This is a genomic window from Nonomuraea sp. NPDC026600 (assembly GCF_040638335.1).
GTDB lineage: Bacteria > Actinomycetota > Actinomycetes > Streptosporangiales > Streptosporangiaceae > Nonomuraea.
In genome coordinates this window covers 97,834-113,949 of the sequence record NZ_JBEZYD010000036.1, presented here as the reverse complement: position 1 = coordinate 113,949, position 16,116 = coordinate 97,834, and the positions used below count along the sequence as shown (strand labels likewise).

At 68.7% G+C, this 16,116-nt stretch carries 15 protein-coding genes; 3 read left to right on the top strand and 12 right to left on the bottom strand.

Annotated elements, in window-relative coordinates:
* Positions 1 to 2: 2 nt before the first annotated feature.
* The 5 genes from AB0F17_RS50875 to AB0F17_RS50855 form a co-directional block, all read right to left on the bottom strand.
* Complete coding sequence (locus AB0F17_RS50875; protein WP_358039411.1) at positions 3 to 1,196, bottom strand: SpoIIE family protein phosphatase; 1,194 nt, start codon at positions 1,194 to 1,196, stop codon at positions 3 to 5.
* A 38-nt stretch (positions 1,197 to 1,234) separates the two neighbouring features.
* Entirely contained in the window at positions 1,235 to 2,035 is an 801-nt protein-coding gene (locus AB0F17_RS50870) for an alpha/beta hydrolase (protein WP_358039408.1), read from the bottom strand.
* A gap of 122 nt (positions 2,036 to 2,157) precedes the next feature.
* On the bottom strand, positions 2,158 to 2,688 hold the full coding sequence (locus tag AB0F17_RS50865; RefSeq protein ID WP_358039405.1) for a hypothetical protein: 531 nt from the start codon (positions 2,686 to 2,688) through the stop codon (positions 2,158 to 2,160).
* Positions 2,689 to 2,772: 84 nt separating this feature from the next.
* Complete coding sequence (locus AB0F17_RS50860) at positions 2,773 to 3,723, bottom strand: LLM class F420-dependent oxidoreductase (protein WP_358039402.1); 951 nt, start codon at positions 3,721 to 3,723, stop codon at positions 2,773 to 2,775.
* Entirely contained in the window at positions 3,720 to 5,159 is a 1,440-nt protein-coding gene (locus AB0F17_RS50855; RefSeq protein WP_358039399.1) for a carotenoid oxygenase family protein, read from the bottom strand. Before AB0F17_RS50855 ends, AB0F17_RS50860 begins: the two co-directional genes overlap by 4 nt.
* Positions 5,160 to 5,237: 78 nt before the next feature.
* Between AB0F17_RS50855 and AB0F17_RS50850 the strand changes: the two genes are divergently transcribed.
* Positions 5,238 to 6,806: a class I adenylate-forming enzyme family protein gene (locus AB0F17_RS50850; protein ID WP_358039397.1), complete on the top strand. Its 1,569-nt coding sequence runs from the start codon at positions 5,238 to 5,240 to the stop codon at positions 6,804 to 6,806.
* Here AB0F17_RS50850 and AB0F17_RS50845 read toward each other — a convergent pair.
* Positions 6,784 to 7,731 carry a helix-turn-helix domain-containing protein gene (locus AB0F17_RS50845; protein ID WP_358039394.1) on the bottom strand — a complete coding sequence of 316 codons (948 nt, stop codon included), beginning with the start codon at positions 7,729 to 7,731 and terminating at the stop codon, positions 6,784 to 6,786. The genes AB0F17_RS50850 and AB0F17_RS50845 overlap by 23 nt on opposite strands.
* Before the next feature lie 116 nt (positions 7,732 to 7,847).
* Between AB0F17_RS50845 and AB0F17_RS50840 the strand changes: the two genes are divergently transcribed.
* Entirely contained in the window at positions 7,848 to 8,882 is a 1,035-nt protein-coding gene (locus tag AB0F17_RS50840) for a hypothetical protein (protein WP_358039391.1), read from the top strand.
* 121 nt (positions 8,883 to 9,003) lie between these two features.
* Here AB0F17_RS50840 and AB0F17_RS50835 read toward each other — a convergent pair whose 3' ends face one another.
* The 3 genes from AB0F17_RS50835 to AB0F17_RS50825 form a co-directional block, all read right to left on the bottom strand.
* Positions 9,004 to 9,516 (bottom strand): phospholipase, encoded by a 513-nt coding sequence (locus AB0F17_RS50835; RefSeq protein WP_358039388.1) that lies wholly within the window; start codon positions 9,514 to 9,516, stop codon positions 9,004 to 9,006.
* A 135-nt stretch (positions 9,517 to 9,651) separates the two neighbouring features.
* Positions 9,652 to 10,758 (bottom strand): Gfo/Idh/MocA family oxidoreductase, encoded by a 1,107-nt coding sequence (locus AB0F17_RS50830; protein ID WP_358039385.1) that lies wholly within the window; start codon positions 10,756 to 10,758, stop codon positions 9,652 to 9,654.
* Complete coding sequence (locus AB0F17_RS50825) at positions 10,743 to 11,447, bottom strand: ThuA domain-containing protein (RefSeq protein ID WP_358039382.1); 705 nt, start codon at positions 11,445 to 11,447, stop codon at positions 10,743 to 10,745. Before AB0F17_RS50825 ends, AB0F17_RS50830 begins: the two co-directional genes overlap by 16 nt.
* A gap of 242 nt (positions 11,448 to 11,689) precedes the next feature.
* Here AB0F17_RS50825 and AB0F17_RS50820 point away from each other — a divergent pair, with 242 nt between their 5' ends.
* Complete coding sequence (locus tag AB0F17_RS50820) at positions 11,690 to 12,973, top strand: PHB depolymerase family esterase (RefSeq protein WP_358039379.1); 1,284 nt, start codon at positions 11,690 to 11,692, stop codon at positions 12,971 to 12,973.
* Positions 12,974 to 12,998: 25 nt separating this feature from the next.
* Here AB0F17_RS50820 and AB0F17_RS50815 read toward each other — a convergent pair whose 3' ends face one another.
* The 3 genes from AB0F17_RS50815 to AB0F17_RS50805 all read right to left on the bottom strand — a co-directional run bounded on the left by AB0F17_RS50815 (position 12,999) and on the right by AB0F17_RS50805 (position 16,076).
* Positions 12,999 to 13,691 carry a trypsin-like serine protease gene (locus tag AB0F17_RS50815; protein ID WP_358039376.1) on the bottom strand — a complete coding sequence of 231 codons (693 nt, stop codon included), beginning with the start codon at positions 13,689 to 13,691 and terminating at the stop codon, positions 12,999 to 13,001.
* Between the two features lie 213 nt (positions 13,692 to 13,904).
* Entirely contained in the window at positions 13,905 to 15,128 is a 1,224-nt protein-coding gene (gene fdhA / locus AB0F17_RS50810; protein WP_358039373.1) for a formaldehyde dehydrogenase, glutathione-independent, read from the bottom strand.
* A gap of 57 nt (positions 15,129 to 15,185) precedes the next feature.
* Positions 15,186 to 16,076 (bottom strand): MIP/aquaporin family protein, encoded by an 891-nt coding sequence (locus AB0F17_RS50805; RefSeq protein ID WP_358039370.1) that lies wholly within the window; start codon positions 16,074 to 16,076, stop codon positions 15,186 to 15,188.
* Positions 16,077 to 16,116: the final 40 nt, after the last annotated feature.

Sequence of the window (16,116 nt, the reverse complement as noted above, 5' to 3'; positions counted from 1 at the left end):
GGTCAGAGCACCTCTTTATCGGGCGAAGGGACGCTGAGCGCGAGGATGGCGGTGTCGTCGTCCAGACCGGCGCCGAAGCCTTCGAGCAGGCCGGCCAGGGCGGCGACGGCCGCGCTCGCGGTGGTGGGGGCGAGGCGCGTGGCGAAGGCACGCAGGGCTTCGTCTCCGTAGCGGCCGTCGGGGGTGCCGGTGGTGCCGGTACGGGCCTCGGTCAAACCGTCGGTGTACAGCAGCAGCGTGTCACCCGGTCCCAGGTGGATCACTCTGGAGGTGAACGTGGCGCTGGGCAGGATGCCGATGAGCAGGCCGTTCGGGGTGGTCTGGTAGTCGGCGGTGCCGTCGGCGCGCAGCAGCAGGCACGGAGGGTGGCCGCCGCTGGCCAGCGTGATGGAGAAGCCGTCGCCGTCGGGGGCGAGAATGCCGAAGATCGCGGTGCAGTAGCGGGGGTCGTCAGCGTGGTATTCCTGGTGCAGGGCGGTGTTGAGAGTGTCCAGTACGGTCACCGGGTCGGAGTCGTAGACCGCGGCCGCGCGCAGGGTGTAGCGGATCAACGAGGTCACCGTCGCGGCCCCAGCGCCTTTGCCGCACACATCCCCCAGGAAGAAGCCCCACCGCTCGGATGCCAGCGGGAACAGGTCGTAGAAGTCGCCGCCGACCTCGTCTCGGGAGGCGACGTGGTAGTGGGCGGCGGCCCGCAGGCCGGGCACCTGCGGCAGCGAGGACGGCAACAGGCTGTGCTGCAGGGTCCTGACCAGCCGTTGGAGCCGTTCGCGGTCCAGCTCGGCCTCCTGACGGGCCCGCAGCAGCTCGCGTTCGTAGGCGCGGCGGTCGGAGGCGTCGAAGATCGTGGTGCGGATGAGCTGGGGCCGTCCGTCGGCGCCGGGCTTGACCTTGGAGGTGACCAGCACCGGCAGTCTGCTGCCGTCGGCGGTCCGCAGCTCCAGGGCCACGCCGCCGATCTCGCCCTGCATCCTCAGCAGCGGCGCGAAATGGGTCTCGTGGTACAACCGGCCGCCGACGGTGAGCAGGTCGGAGAAGGTTCGGCGGCCGACGAGGTCCTCGCGGGCGTAGCCGAGCCAGCCCAGCAGCGTGGCGTTGACCTTGGCGATCTGGCCGTCCAGGAGCGTGGACAGGTAACCGCAGGGCGCGTTCTCGTACAGGTCTTCGGCGCTGTCCTCCAGCAGCGAGGGGAACACCACCACCTCCCTCCGATCGCCGGGTCCGGGCGCGTTCATCACCGAGCGGCGAAGGAGGCGATCGCCTCGATCGTGACCTCCGGGGCGCTGAGCTGCGGGCAGTGACCGGTCGCGGGCAGCGTGACGAGCCGGCTCCCCTCGATCTGGGCATGGACGAACGCGCCGACCTCGCGGGGCGCGATCACGTCCGCCACGCACTCGACCACCAGCGTCGGCACACTCACCTTGGCCAGCTCGGCCCGGTGATCCGACAGGAACGTCAGCCGGGCGAACGCCCGCGCGATCAGCGGATCGGTACGGCAGAAGCTGTTGGCCAGCTCCGCACCCAGCTCGGGACGGTCCGGATTGCCCATGATCACCGGCGCCATCGCCGCGGACCAGCCCAGATAGTTGCTGTCCAGCGACTCCAGCAGCTCGTCGATGTCGTCCCGGCTGAACCCGCCCCGGTAACCCTCGTCGTCGATGTAGCAGGGCGAGGGGACCAGCAGCACCAGCTTGGCGAACCGCTGCGGCTCCTGGATCGCGGCCAGCACGCCCATCATCGCGCTGACCGAGTGGCCGACGAAGACCACGTCCGAAAGGTCCAGCTCCCGGCAGATCCGCAGGATGTCGTCGGCGTAGTCGTCCAGCGTGGCGTAGCGCTCCGGCCCCCAGGCCGACAGATCGGACCGGCCCGCCCCCACGTGATCGAACAGCACCACCCGGAAATCACGGGCCAGCGCCGGCGCCACCAGACGCCACAGGTTCTGATCACAGCCGAACCCGTGGGACAACATCACCGTCGGCCCGTCCGTACGGCCGCTCACCACCACATGGTTCCTGGCTCCGATATCCCCCATAACGGTCACCCTTCCGCCGGCAGCAGGAACAGGAGAACACTCGCTGGAAACTCTTTGCCCCCAGCAGTGACTTTTCACATCAAAACCGGGGGCAAGTTACGGTCCCTGACTATCTACCGCAGTTAAGCCGGGAAATCCTTGGGATTGATGGAACTGGTCCGCGCGTTGCCTCCCCTGACCGGATTGAGGGTCAGGGTCCAGACGCGCGCCGAGGTAGCGGTCGTGGTGAACTTCAGCCGATCGTTGAAACGCTGGTAAACGGCGCTCCGGCTGAACCGGCCCTTCGACGTGCTGAACCGGGAGCCGGTGGTGAAGTAGACCCGGTACGTCCCGTCCCTGACGTCCTTGACGCTAGCAGTGGATCTGGCGCGAACGTAGATGCTGACCGCCTTGGTCTTGCCCTTGACCAGCGTGACGACGCCGTCCCTCGACGTGCCGTTCTTGATCTTGAGAGTCCCCAGCCCGCCACCGAGGCCGTGGTAAAGGATCTTGCCGTTACTCGGGCGCGCCACGGCGGCCGTCTGCACCACCGAAACGACGGTACGCTCGCCGGCCACTGCGGCAGCGGGGGCAGCGCCCAGCAGCCCACCGGCCAGCGCGACGGCCGCGACGACACCGGCGCGTAACGGAGTTCCTTCGAGAAGTCTCTTCACAGTGAACATCTCCTTGGGAGGCGTACGGTCAGACCGAACATAGAAGAACCCGGCCCGATCGCCTAGGTGCGTCCGTGCGGTGAATCAGCCGCCCAAAGCCTTTAGCGTGACAGCGCCGCCGGGGTCGCGGTCCGTGCTCACCGGTACCAGAGCGACCTCATCCACCCCGGCCTCGGCATAAGCGGGCAACCGCGCGCCGACCGTATCCACATCGCCGAGCAGCGCGACCGAGGCGACCAGCTCATCAGGCACGGCGGCGAGCAACTCCCGCGGATGCGGCCGGGTACGCGCGAATTCGACGACGTCGGCAAACCCGGCCTCGGCGAACATTTCGCCGTACCCCGGAGCGGGCAGATACCCGACGACGGCCCGGCGGATCCGATCGATGGCCTCGCGGTCGGGGTCCACCGCAGCGGTGACCCAGGCGGTCACGGACGTGGCCGGGTTCACCGCACGCAACTGAGCGACCAGCCGCCCGGCAGAGGCGGGCGTGATCAGGTTGAGCACCATGCGATCGGCCAAGGCGGCGGTCCGGACGGCCGTCGGCCCGAAGGCCGCGACGGACAGCCGCGACCGCGGGGCGGGCAGGCGGAGCCGGTAGCCGCTGCTCGCCACGGACGAGCCGGCGAAGTCGGAGCGCTCGCCGTCCAGCAACGGGCGGAGGGCCTCGACGGCCTCACGCAACGCGGTCGCGGATCGAGCGCGCGACCGCCCGTGCCACCCCTCCACGACGAGCGGGCTGGAGGTGCCCACGGCGACATCCACCTGCCGCCCGGTCAGCCCGGCGACCGAGGCCGCCCCCATGGCGATCATCATCGGATCGCGTACGGCCACCGCCAGCGGCCCGATGGTGAGCCGGATCCGCGTGGTGGCCAGCCCGATGGCGGTGGCCAGCGCGAAGGCGTCGTACGTGGCCATCTCCCCGATCCACAGCGACGGATAGCCCAATTCGTCAGCGGCCCGGGCCGTCAGCAGGGCCTCCTCCGCGGGCCGGTCCTGCCACAACCCAAGAGACACGCTGAGCGAAGGGCTCACCGCAGTTGCTCCGCCCGTACCCAGGTGGCGTGGAAGCCGAGCGGGACCCGCTGCGGCAGCAGCACCCGGGCGATCGGACCGTCCGAGAGCCGGGCGGCGTGCAGGACCTGCACCTCGGAGCGGCCTTCCCGCTCGTCGGTGACGAAGCTGACCAGGTAGCCGTCGTCCTCGGCGGTCGAGCCGTCGCGCGGGGCGAAGGGCGCCTCGCTGCCGTATCGGCCGGGGCCGTAGCGGTAGGTCTCCTTGGCGCCGGTGACGTTGTCGTAGCGGACCAGGCCGTCGAAGAGATTGGTCTCGGCGTCGGCGACGGTGACGTTGTAGGCGTACCGCGTGGGGTATCCGGTGGAGCGCGCGTCGATCGAGGGGAACTCGGTGTTCTGGTCGGCGTCCACGTACCCCTCCGACGTGCGTCCCGTCCGCAGGTCGAAGCGGTAGCGGTACATCCGCGCGTCGAGCTTGAGATAGGAGATCATCCGCGCCAGCGGCGAGCCGGTCGTGGAAGGCGTCGGGCGCGAGACCCGGCAGACGTCCAGGGTGATCTCATCGCCCTCCTCCCAGGCGTTGACGACGTGGTAGATGTAGCACGGCTTCGCCTCGAACCAGCGGATCTCGTCCGCCCGACCGCGCCGCGGGATCACACCGAAGCGCGCGGGCAGCTCCCGGTCGAAGGTCAGCTTGTAGCGCCCCTGCCGGGCGGCGTCGGGGTCCTGGTAGAGCGGCAGGTCCATGAGGATCGCGTGGTCGCGCGTGATCGCCATGTCGTGCGGCAGCCGCGCCCCCGGCAGGTCCAGCTCCACGCAGTGCTCCACGCCGCCACCGGGTCCGACCACGCCGTAGCGCAGGTACGGCGGGCGCGGCCCGTAGTCGAACCAGAACAGCTCACCGGTGCGCTCGTCCACCTTGGGATGCGCCATGAAGTCACCGTTGAGCGTGTCGAGGAAGGTGCCGGCGCCGAGCGTCTCCAGTGAGAGCGGGTCCAGACTGTACGGCGCGCCGCACAGATACCACGAGGCCAGCACCTTGCCCCGATGGAAGATCACATCGGTGTTGGCCGTGTCCTTGAAGGGCAGGCCGCGCGCGTTGCCGAACGGGTTGCCCTTCGGGTTCTCCATCACGCCGGTCCAGAGCGCCTGGCCGGCGGCGGACTCGGCCTCGAAGGCCCTGGTACGCACCCAGCGGTTGCGGTAGCGGGCCCGGCCGTTCTCGAAGTGCACGGCGTGCACCATGCCGTCGCCGTCGAACCAGTGGTAGCGCCCCTTGACCGGGAAGCGGGCGTTGGGCCCGTTGCGCAGGTAGACGCCGTTGAGGTCCGCGGGGATCTGCCCGATCACCGTGAGCTCGTCCGCGGTGACCTCGTCCTGGACCGGTGCGTAGATGCCCAGCAGGTACGGGTTTAACTCGCCGGATTCATCCGCCATCACGATACTTTCGGCCATATCTGGAAGCTACGATAAGCGAAGTCAGGAGTCAATTGACGGCGTATTGTTGGGGCCATCACCCCCACGGGAGTCGCGATGACGCATTCCGCCGACCGGATCGCCCGCTACACCGCCAAGGGCTGGTGGACCGGTGACACGATTGACCAGCTCCTCACGACGCAGGTGGCAGCCCGGCCGGGCGACACAGCGATCGTGGACCCCCTCAACAAGCTCGACGGTCCGGTGAAGCGGCTGACCTGGAGGCAGCTCGGCGCAGAGGTGGACCGGGTCGCCGGCGTGCTGCGCGCGCGTGGGATCGGCCCCGGCGACGTGGTGGCCGTACAGCTGCCCAACAGCGTCGAGCTGGCGGTGAGCTTCCTGGCGATCGTCCGGCTCGGCGCGACCGTCACGCCCTTCCCCGTGCAGTACCGCGAGTACGAGCTGGCCCAGTTGCTGCCCCTGTCCGGCGCCGGGCTGCTCATCACCGGCCGGGAGTCCAGAGCGCCGGAGGGCACGCCCACGCTGTCGTGGCCGGGCGACCTGGAGGGCGTGACCGGCGCCGAGGCGCCGCAGCGGGTGGCCGACCCCGCCGAGCGGGTGACGATCTGCTGGACCTCCGGCACCGAGGCCACTCCCAAGGGCGTGCCGAGGTGCCACTACGACTGGCTCGCGGTCGAGGCGATCTGCACGGCGGCGCCCGCGCTCACCGGCCAGGACGTGATCCTCAACCCCTTCCCGATGGTGAACATGGCCGGGATCGGCGGCGTCTTCCTGCCATGGCTGCGGGTCGGCGCGGTGCTGGTCCAGCACCACCCCTTCGACCTGCCCACCTACCTGGCCCAGATCGCGGCCGAGCGGGTCACCTACACCCTGGCCCCGCCCGCGCTGCTCACCCTGCTGCTGCACCAGGAGGCGATCCTCGCCAAGGCCGACATCTCCTCGCTCACCCGCATCGGCTCGGGCTCCGTCCCGCTGCCACCGCCGATGGTGCGCGGCTGGCAGGACCGGCACGGCATCGCGATCATCAACTTCTTCGGCTCCAACGAGGGCATCGCCCTGCTGTCGGACCCCGCGCACATGCCCGACCCGGAGGTACGCGCCCGCTTCTTCCCCCGCCCCGGAGCGCCAGGAGCGCCGGAGTTACTCGACCCCGTGCGCACCAAGCTGGTCACTCCGGGCGGGGAGGAGATCACCGAGCCGGGGATCCCCGGCGAGCTGCGGCTGACCGGTCCCACGGTCTTCGCGGGCTACCTGCCCGGCACGGCCGAGGCGGACCCGTTCGACGAGGACGGCTACCTCAAGACCGGCGACATCTTCGAGATCGCCGGCGACCGGGGCCAGTACCTGCGCTATGTCGACCGCGCCAGGGACATCATCATCCGCGGCGGCATGAACATCGCCCCCGCCGAGCTGGAAGCCCTGCTCGCCGGGCACCCTTCGGTCGCCGAGGCGGCGGTCGCCGGCTACCCCGACGACGTGCTCGGCGAGAAGGTCTGCGCGGTCGTGGTCCCCGTCTCCAACGGGGAGATCGACCTCGAGTCGGTCGTCGCCTTCCTCAGGGACAAGGGCATCGCCTCGTACAAGCTCCCGGAGCGGCTGGAGATCGTCGAGGCACTGCCCCGGAACCCCGTCGGCAAGGTGCTCAAGAGGGAGTTGAAGCTGTGATCCGCGCCCGCTCGGGGATGACGAAGTGCACCTCCGTACGGTTGAGCGCCTGCCCGCACGACCGGCACCGTAGATGCGGGCGGAACGGCTGACCGCACGCGCGATGGGTGACGCGCAGGTCGGTGTCCGGCGGGCCGGTGTACCACGTCTGCGCCCAGTCGACGATGAACGCGAAGACCCCGAAGAAGTCCAGGCCCTTGTCGGTCAGCCGGTACCGGGGCCGCGTCCCGGGCTCTTCCACGGCCAGCACTCCCAGCTCCGTGAAGAGACGCAGCCGGTTGGACAGCACCGACGGGGCCACGCCGAGCTCCGCCTGGAAGTCGGCGAAGCGCCGCGTACCGAGGAAGGCGGCCGCGAGGATCACCGTGCTCCAGCGGTCGCCCAGCAGCTCGAACGTCTCGGGGAAGTACGACAGCGGATCGCGCTCGCCATCACCACGAACGGTTCTGCGGTGATGGCGCGGCACCGTCACCTGGGCGAAGGTGGCCGCGCCCCGCACGGTCCCGGTGTCACGGGCGGCGACCGGCGCCTGGCCACAGCTCGCACAGCCCAGCTCCACGTCGGTACGGTTGCCGCACGTGTCGTGCGTCAACTCCGGCAGCCCTTGGCGGCGCGGCACCCACCTGCGTTCCCATGACCAGATCTCCACCAGCATCGGCCACAGCTCGACCGCGCGCTCGGTCAGGAGGTATTCGGTGCGGGTACGGCCTTGCTCACGGTAGGGGACCGGCCGCAGCAGCTCCCCCGCGACCAGCTCCTTGAGCCGGTTGGCCAGCACCGACTCGGACATGCCCAGCTCGTCCCGCCAGTCGGCGAAGCGCCGGACGTGCAGGAGGAAGGCCCGCTGCAGGATCAGCAAGGTCCACTGGTCACTGATCGCCAGCAGCGCCTGCCCGATCGCGCTGGGCCGCTCCGCTCCCGCCACCCGTTCCTCGCCTTTCTGCTACTTCAACGATAAAAGCTATCCGAGCGCCTCGGCCCGGCGCTTCGTTCTCCTCAACGACCACCTCCGTTCACAACCGCCCCATAGATTTCGAGACCATGGGATTCAATGACCTGTCCCGGCGGTCCCTGCTCGCCGGTGCGCTGTCCGGGGTCGGGCTCACCGTATTGGGCGGTACCGCCGCCCAAGCGGCGGCTCGGCCAGCCGGCCGGGTACTGATCGCCACGAACGAGCCGTGGGGCACCTATCACGCGGCACCACTGCTGCCCGAGGCGCGGCGCCTGGGATGGGAGGTCGTGCAGCTGGTGCCCGACCGATCGGGGATAAAGCCGGGTGATCCAGTCCCGGTCGCGACACCTGACGAGAACCCGCGCGGCGACCTGCTCGTGGTGACCGGCGCCGGGGACTGGCCCGCCGACTGCGCCGCGCGGCTGCGCCACCTGCCGCTGGTCGCCGGCTCGCTGGCCTACCAACTGCCCGTCGAGGCGCCCCGCGCGAAGGAGTTCCGCGAGCGGCTTCGGGCGATCACCGCGTCGTCGCCGGCCGAGGCGAAGGTGTTCGACGACTACCTGGGCACGCGCCGCCCGATCACGGTCGTGGGCACGCCGCAGACCGACGACCTGCCCAGGCATGTTCCGGAGGAGGGCACCGTACTGGTGCTCACCAGCGTGACCAAGTCCAGCGGCACCGGCGGTTCCGCCCCCGGCACGGACCTGCTGCTCGCCGCCGCGGAACGTCTCGCGGCGGCCGGCAAGCACATCCTGGTCGGGCTGCACCCGCGCGAGGACCGCTCGCTGTGGGAACGGTACGAGATCAGCGCGGTCCCGTCGGTCCAGGCGTCGGCACGGGCCGAAGCCGCCATCGGCATACCCGGGACCGTTTTCCCGGTCGTCGCCGCGGTGGGCGTCCCGCTGGTCGGCTGCACGGACCCGCGCCTGCAGATCCCCGATTACCTGTTGAGCGTCTGCACGCACACGATCAGCTCCGCGGACGACGCGGTGACCGCCGTGGAAACGGCCGAACCCGTCTCGCGAGAGGTGCTCTACGAGGCGGTCGGCCCGATAGGCGGCTCCGCCAGACGCCTGTTCAAGGTGTGGCGAAAGGCCGGCTTCCGGGCCCACGCCGCAGCGTGAGCGTGTACCGGAACCGGCCGAGCCGGGCCCAGACGATGGCTCCTGTCACCAGCAGAACCTCCACCATAAAAACGAACAAGGCGGGGATGCATTGAATACATCCCCGCCTTGTTCGTTCAGTTCACGCGCCGGCGTTCTGGGCGTTCAGCTCGGCGTCCCGCTTCACTCGCTGGATCTGCGCGTCCGTGACGACGAGGTCACCGAACTGCTTGACCGCCTGGTAGTACGTCCAGGCGAGACCGTCACAGGTGGACTTGGACAGACCCGAGTATCCGGCGCACACCTGCTTCATATCGAAATAGAATGCGCTGTCGATGCGATCCTTGTTCGCCGGGAATTGGCTCACGGCCTTGTAGTTTCGATAACCGAAATCGTGTCGCCGGCAGGGCATCCGGAAATCGAAGCCGAGTGGCTGGTCGGGGCTGCTGGAGCACAGGTCGGTGGACCAGTCGAAGGCGTAGTCGGCCCATGCCGCCTGGTTCTGCCAGGCGGCCCGCCAGGAGGCGGCGCTGGCGGCGGTGGGCTGGGAGAATCCGGAGAGTGCGGCGAGCTTCTGCTCCAGAGTCACCGCGTAGGCTGGTAGGGCGAATCCGAGGACGGCGATCAGGGAGAGGACGGCGGAGGCTAACGGCACGAGTAATCGTCTGACCATGAGGACCTCTTCTCTTGCCAAGGTTCACCTGACGGTCCAACGATGAAGCGAAATGCCGCCTAACGCAGAAGCAGATCTTGCTTAATTTACTCGGAAAAGTTCGCCGACAACGGACCTTTACATCGAGTCGATATTCTGCGAAGGCTCGGTCAGGTCCACCGGCGGGGGCCGTTCGCAGGTGCTGGTGATGTTCGCCGCCGCGCCGGAATGTGCCGAGGTCAGCAGCGACTCCATGACGTCGAGCACGTGGTACGCCAGCGTTCCACTCGTACGAGGCTCCTCGCCCGCGGGGGTCGACGCGAAGTCGGCCAGGCCCACTCCGCGCCCGGCCCCGACGTAACCGGCCGCCGCCGGAAGCGTCTGCCAGCCGTCCTCCCGCCCCTTCGAGAACAGGACGGATCCCTCGAAATAGTTGGGGTCGGGGACGACGAGCGAGCCCGCCTCACCGTGTACTTCGATGTTGGGCGCCTTGGTCGCCGTCCCGTCGAAGCTCATCACCAGCGTGGACAGCGCTCCCGAGGTGTGGACGAGCACTCCGGAGACGTGCGTGTCCACCGTCACCGGGATCTCCTCGCCCTGGCGGGAGCCCGAGCCGATGGTGCGCTTGGCCCGCGTACGGCTGGCGGCGCCGATGACCGTCGCCACCGGCCCGAGCAGCGTCACCAGGCTGGTGATGTAGTAGGGGCCCATGTCCAGGAGCGGGCCGCCGCCGGGGGCGTAGTAGAAGTCGGGGTTCGGATGCCAGCGTTCATGGCCGGGCGTCATCATCGTGGCGGTCGCCGCGACGGGTCTGCCGATCAGGCCGTCGTCGATCGCCTTGCGCGCCGTCTGCGTACCGGTGCCCAGTACGGTGTCCGGCGCGCACCCCACCCGGACCTGAGCGGCATCGGCCGCCCGCAGCATCCCCGCGGCCTCCACGGCCGTCGCGGCAAGGGGCTTCTCGCAGTAGACGTCCTTGCCGGCCGCGATGGCCTGGAGCGCGATCTCGGCGTGGGCGGCGGGAATGGTGAGGTTGAGCACGACGCCGACGCGCGGGTCCGCCATCATCTCCGCCACGCTCAGCACGTCGACCCCCGCATAGGGCCGAACCGCCGCCCGTGCCCGGTCAAGGTCCAGATCGGCCACGGCCACCAGCCGCAACTGCGGCAGCCGGTCGATGGTCTGGAAATACTGCGCCGAGATGGCACCGCAGCCCACGATGCCCACGTTCACCGGCTGGCCCACAGCATGCCCCTTTCGATAATGGTGCGTACGTTCTCGTCCTGCAGGACGTCGATGCTGTGCCCGGGGGTCGCGACGAAGATCCGCCCGCTCCCCCATTGCCGGGTCCAGATCGCCGGCGAGGTGACCTCCCGATGCCAGGGGTCCCAGGGGCGGACCTTCTGCGTCGTGGTCGCCAGCACGTCGATGTAGTCGTCCGTCAGCACCCAGTACTGCTCGGTCACCAGGCCGAAGTCCGCGATGCCCGCCGTGATGGGGTGATCGCCCGCCTCGGGAAGCAGGTTCACGGTGTACGGGACGAAGTTGTCGGCCTGCGAGCCTTCCCGCTCGGCCGGATCCTTGCCCGGATGGCAGGCGAACTGCCCGCCGATGAGATGCAGATAGTCGGAGGAGTTGCGGTAGGAGTCGGCGATGCCGCCGTGCCAGCCCGCCATCCCGGTGCCCGACTCGATCGCGGCCCGCAGGCCGTTGAACTCCGCCGGCTCGATCGTGCCCATCGTGTAGCACTGCACGATGAGATCGACATCGGCCATGAACCCGGCATCCGCGTACGGCGCCGGCGACTCCGCCCGGTGCACCTCGAACCCCTGCTTTTCCAGGAAGGGAACAAACAGCTCGGTGGCGGCGACCGGAGCGTGCCCTTCCCAGCCGCCCCTCACCAGCAGAGCCTTCCGGCCGTGATCGTCCGTCATGCTTTCACCCATCCGCTCGGCAATGGACGACTCTGATCATCGCATTCCATCCCAAACCGTCCTAAAGGGAGGTCACGAGCACCGCCATCGCTCCGAAAGTTTCAAGCTTCAGAACCTCGCCGACGGAGCTCTCCCAGGTCACTTGCCCGCCCAATCTTACGGTCCACGTGGACTCTTGCCGATCGAAATATTTTTGCGAATACTCCGAATATTTCGGGCCGCATCGAGAGAACGGGAAGCGGATGAGGATAACCACCAGGGTGCTCGGCGCCTCGATCGCCGCCGCGATGTTCGTCATCGCCTGGCTGACCATGGCCTCGCCGGCGTCGCCGGCCTCGCTCACCGAGGTGACCAACTTCGGCACCAACCCCAGCGGCCTGCGCATGCACCTGTACGTGCCGGACAACGTCGCGGCCCGGCCGCCGATCCTGGTGGCCGTGCACTACTGCACGGGCTCCGGGCCCGCCTTCTACTCCGGCACCGAGTTCGCCTCGCTGGCCGACAGGTACGGATTCATCGTCATCTACCCCTCCGCGACCAGGAGCGGAGCCTGCTTCGACGTCTCCTCGCCGCAGGCGCTCAAGCACGACGGCGGCAGCGACCCGGTGGGGATCGTGTCCATGGTCAAGTATGTCGAGCAGCACAACAACGGCGACCCCGCCCAGGTCTACGTGACCGGCGCGTCCTCGGGCGGCATGATGACGAACGTCCTGCTGGGCGACTACCCCGACGTCTTCAAGGCCGGGGCGGCGTTCATGGGAGTGCCGTTCGGCTGCTTCGCCACCACCGACGGCTCCGGCTGGAACAGCGCCTGCGCCAACGGCACCATCATCAAGACCCCGCAGGAGTGGGGTGACCTGGTACGCGGGGCATTCCCCGGCTACACCGGAGCGCGTCCGCGCATGCAACTGTGGCACGGCACCGAAGACGCCACGCTCCGCTACCCGAACTTCCAGGAAGAGATCAAGCAGTGGACCAACGTCCACGGGCTCAGCCAGACCCCTGCCTTCACCGACCACCCGCAGTCGACCTGGACCCGGACCCGTTACGGCGGCACCGGCACCAACGTCGCCGTCGAGGGCGTCAGCCTCCAGGGCATCGGGCACAGCCTTCCGCAGGGCGGCATGGCCGCGGCGGTCATCCAGTTCTTCGGCCTGGACGCCGGATCCCCCGGCACCCCGACGCCGACGCCCACCCCGACGCCCGCCGGGGCCTGCCGCGTCACCTACACCATGAACACCTGGAACACCGGCTTCACCACGTCCGTCACCATCACCAACACCAGCGCGTCCCCGATCAACACCTGGGCCCTGACCTTCACCCTCCCCAGCGGACAGACGGTCACCTCCGCCTGGAACGCCACCATCTCCCCCTCCAGCGGCCAGGTCACCGCCAGGAACGTCAGCTACAACGCCACCATCGCGGCCGGGGCCTCCACCAACTTCGGCTTCCAAGCCACCCACAGCGGCAACACCGGCAAACCCGCCGCCTTCACCCTCGGCGGCACGACCTGCGCCATCGCCTGACGTAGTGCGGAGCCGACGACGTACCTCAGGGAAGCGTGACGAACTTGGCGAGGAACTGCCGGGCCGTGACGGTGTCCAGACGGTAGTCGAAGTTGGTCGCCTTGCAGGCGTCGTCGGCTCCGCTGACGGTGGTGGCGATGAGGAGGTGCGAGGTGGGACCGCCCAGGAAGTTCGGGCCGCCCGAGTCGCCGAAGCAGGTGCTTCCGTCGCCCTTGGAGCGGTTCACCGACAGGTCGAGCCACTTGCGGGAGAGGGCTTCGAAGGAGATGGAGGTCTGCTGGCGGACGTCGGAGTAGTCGAAATGCCGCTCTTTCCGACCCACCGCGCCGTACCCGACGGGGGTGAACTGCGCCGTCTTCAGCTTGTTCTCGGCCTTGAGACGGCTGAGCATCCCCGCGGTCGGCAAGGAAGCCGGCTCGATGCCCGGGATGGCCGTCTTGAAGATGACGACGGCCATGTCATGAAGCTCAGAGCTGTCCTTGAAGCGCGCATCCGGCACGTAGCGACCGATGTAGGTCTTGGCCCCACGCTGGTACTGGCTGGCGAAGGAGACCTGGGCGGTCTTCTGGCCGCGCTCTCCGCAGTGGGCGGCGGTGAGGAAGACGGTGGGCGAGATGAGCGTGCCGGTGCAGTAGCTCCACGTACCGTCGCTGTGCGGCTTGTCGGCGAGGAGGGCCCCCACCTCCGGATGGCCGCTTCCGTCAGCGGAGCCATGCATGATGGCAGCGGACACGGGCGTGGCCATACCCACCATAAACGCCAGAGGAATTAGGACAAAGGGGACAAAACGCATGCGGGAAACTGTAAGTTGCGTCCGGCCTCCGCGCCAACGAATGTGGGGAAAAATTTACTTACCGGCGGTCAACACAGGAGGACTGAGGCGACGCGCTGCGAGCGGCGCTTCGCACCGCTCGCAGTGGAAACCCGTTCGCTAGGACGACCTGGCGAGCATGCCGTGCGGGTCGAGCACGTACTTGCGCGCGGCCCCCTCGTCGAACTCGTGGTAGCCCCGCGGCGCGTCGTCCAGCGGGATCGCCGTGGCGTTGACGTTCTTCGCGATCTGCACCCGGTCGTTCAGGATCGCCATCATGAGCTGCCGGTTGTACTTCATGACCGGGCACTGGCCAGTGACGAAGGAGTGCGACTTCGCCCAGCCGAGGCCGATCCGGATGGACAGCGAACCGTGCTTGGCCGACTCCTCGCGCGCACCGGGGTCGCCGGTGACGTACAGGCCTGGGATGCCGAGCGCGCCACCCGCCCGGGTGACGTCCATCAGCGTGTTGAGCACGGTGGCGGGGTGCTCCTCCTCCGACTCGTGTCCGTGACCGCGCGCCTCGAACCCGACGGCGTCGACGGCGCAGTCCACCACCGGCTCGCCGAGAATGTGCTCGATCTGGTCCTTCGGCTCACCCAGGGCCACGTTGATGGTCTCGCAGCCGAAGGTGTGCGCCTGGTCCAGCCGCTCCTTGTTCAGGTCGGCGACGATGACCACGGCGGCACCGAGCAGGAACGCCGAGGTCGCCGCGGCGAGCCCGACCGGGCCGGCACCGGCGATGTAGACGGTCGATCCCGGCTTCACCCCCGCGCTCACGCAGCCGTGGAACCCCGTCGGGAAGATGTCCGCGAGCATGGCCAGGTCGAGGATCTTCTCCATGGCCCGGTCCTTGTCCGGGAACTTGAGCAGGTTCCAGTCGGCGTACGGCACCAGGACGTAGTCCGCCTGCCCGCCTACCCAGCCGCCCATGTCGACGTAGCCGTACGCCGAACCGGGCCGGTCAGGGTTGACGTTCTCGCAGACGCCGGTCTTGCCCTCCTTACAGTTGCGGCAACGGCCGCAGGCGATGTTGAACGGTACGGACACGAGGTCGCCGACCTTGGTGAACTCCACGTCGGAACCGGTTTCGATCACCTCACCGGTGATCTCGTGACCGAGGATGAGGCCCTGTGGGGCCGTGGTGCGGCCGCGAACCATGTGCTGGTCACTGCCGCAGATGTTCGTCGCCACCGTTTTGAGGATGGCGGCGTGCGGTAGTTTGCGCCCTACGTTGGCCGGGTTGACGCCCGGGCCGTCTTTGAGCTCGAATTCGGGATAGTCGGTCTCGCGTACCTCGACCTTGCCTGGACCGTCGTACGACACGCCCCTGTTGCCGGGCATGACGATCCCTCCCTTGTACGAAAGTGACGGATGTTCGTTCGCTCACTTGGTCACAGATCACCTCCTGTGTCCGAGGTGCCAGCGGCGGCGGCCCCCGTGCCCCACCCGGTCACGGATCTCTTCGTCGTGCGGCTGCCGGGCCGCCGGAATGTCACCCTGCGCGGCCTCGGCCATCTCTCTCTGCGGCTCCCGCGCGCCGACGATCTCTCCGGCGGTGCCCTGTTCGACCATCTCCGGCACCTCGCGCACCGGGCGCGCCACCAGGTCGTACACCACGACAGCCAGCACCGCGCCGATGATCGGGCCGGCGACGTAGACGCCGTACAGCGCCCATGGCGCACTACCGCCGAACAGGCTGGTCGTCAGGTACGGCCCGAACGTGCGGGCCGGGTTGACGGAGCCGCCCGTCAGCGGGCCGAGCACGAAGATCTCGCACGCCACGGCCAGTCCGATCATCCAACCGGCCCAGCCGGACGGCGCCCGCCGGTCGACCGCCATCGCCATGATCGTGAGCAGCAGCAGGAACGTCCCCATTGCCTCCAGCAGGATGCCCTGCCCGTAGCTCACGCCCGGGGCGAGCGCGGTCAACCCGACGCCCTGGGTGACAGCCCGCCGGCCGAACCCAGCCACGATCAGCAGGCCACCGGCGAACGCGCCGACGAGCTGGGCGACGATGTAGAACGGCACCTCAGCCCACGGGAACCTGCGTCCCGCGGCCAGCGCGATGGTGACCGCCGGGTTGATGTGCGCGCCCGACGTGGTGCCGAACGCGTAGATGACGAGCGCGACCACGATGGCGAACGACAGCGAGATGATGCCGAGCGCGGCATAGTCCAGCCGGTTGTTCCCCATGACCAGCGCGGCCACCACGGAGCCGGCACCGAAGAGAACCAGCAACATCGTTCCGATCGCTTCCGCGACGAGACGCCGCGGCAGGTCTCCAACCATCGCAACCCCCCGATGACGATGGTTTATCCCCAAATTCGAA

Coding starts and splice junctions, on each gene's coding strand:
- AB0F17_RS50820 (WP_358039379.1), top strand. CDS start 11,690: ATGAGGATAACCACCAGGGTGCTCGGCGCCTCGATCGCCGCCGCGATG.
- AB0F17_RS50825 (WP_358039382.1), bottom strand. CDS start 11,447: ATGACGGACGATCACGGCCGGAAGGCTCTGCTGGTGAGGGGCGGCTGG.
- AB0F17_RS50855 (WP_358039399.1), bottom strand. CDS start 5,159: ATGGCCGAAAGTATCGTGATGGCGGATGAATCCGGCGAGTTAAACCCG.
- fdhA (WP_358039373.1), bottom strand. CDS start 15,128: ATGCCCGGCAACAGGGGCGTGTCGTACGACGGTCCAGGCAAGGTCGAG.
- AB0F17_RS50805 (WP_358039370.1), bottom strand. CDS start 16,076: ATGGTTGGAGACCTGCCGCGGCGTCTCGTCGCGGAAGCGATCGGAACG.
- AB0F17_RS50840 (WP_358039391.1), top strand. CDS start 7,848: ATGGGATTCAATGACCTGTCCCGGCGGTCCCTGCTCGCCGGTGCGCTG.
- AB0F17_RS50850 (WP_358039397.1), top strand. CDS start 5,238: ATGACGCATTCCGCCGACCGGATCGCCCGCTACACCGCCAAGGGCTGG.
- AB0F17_RS50870 (WP_358039408.1), bottom strand. CDS start 2,035: ATGGGGGATATCGGAGCCAGGAACCATGTGGTGGTGAGCGGCCGTACG.
- AB0F17_RS50815 (WP_358039376.1), bottom strand. CDS start 13,691: ATGCATGGCTCCGCTGACGGAAGCGGCCATCCGGAGGTGGGGGCCCTC.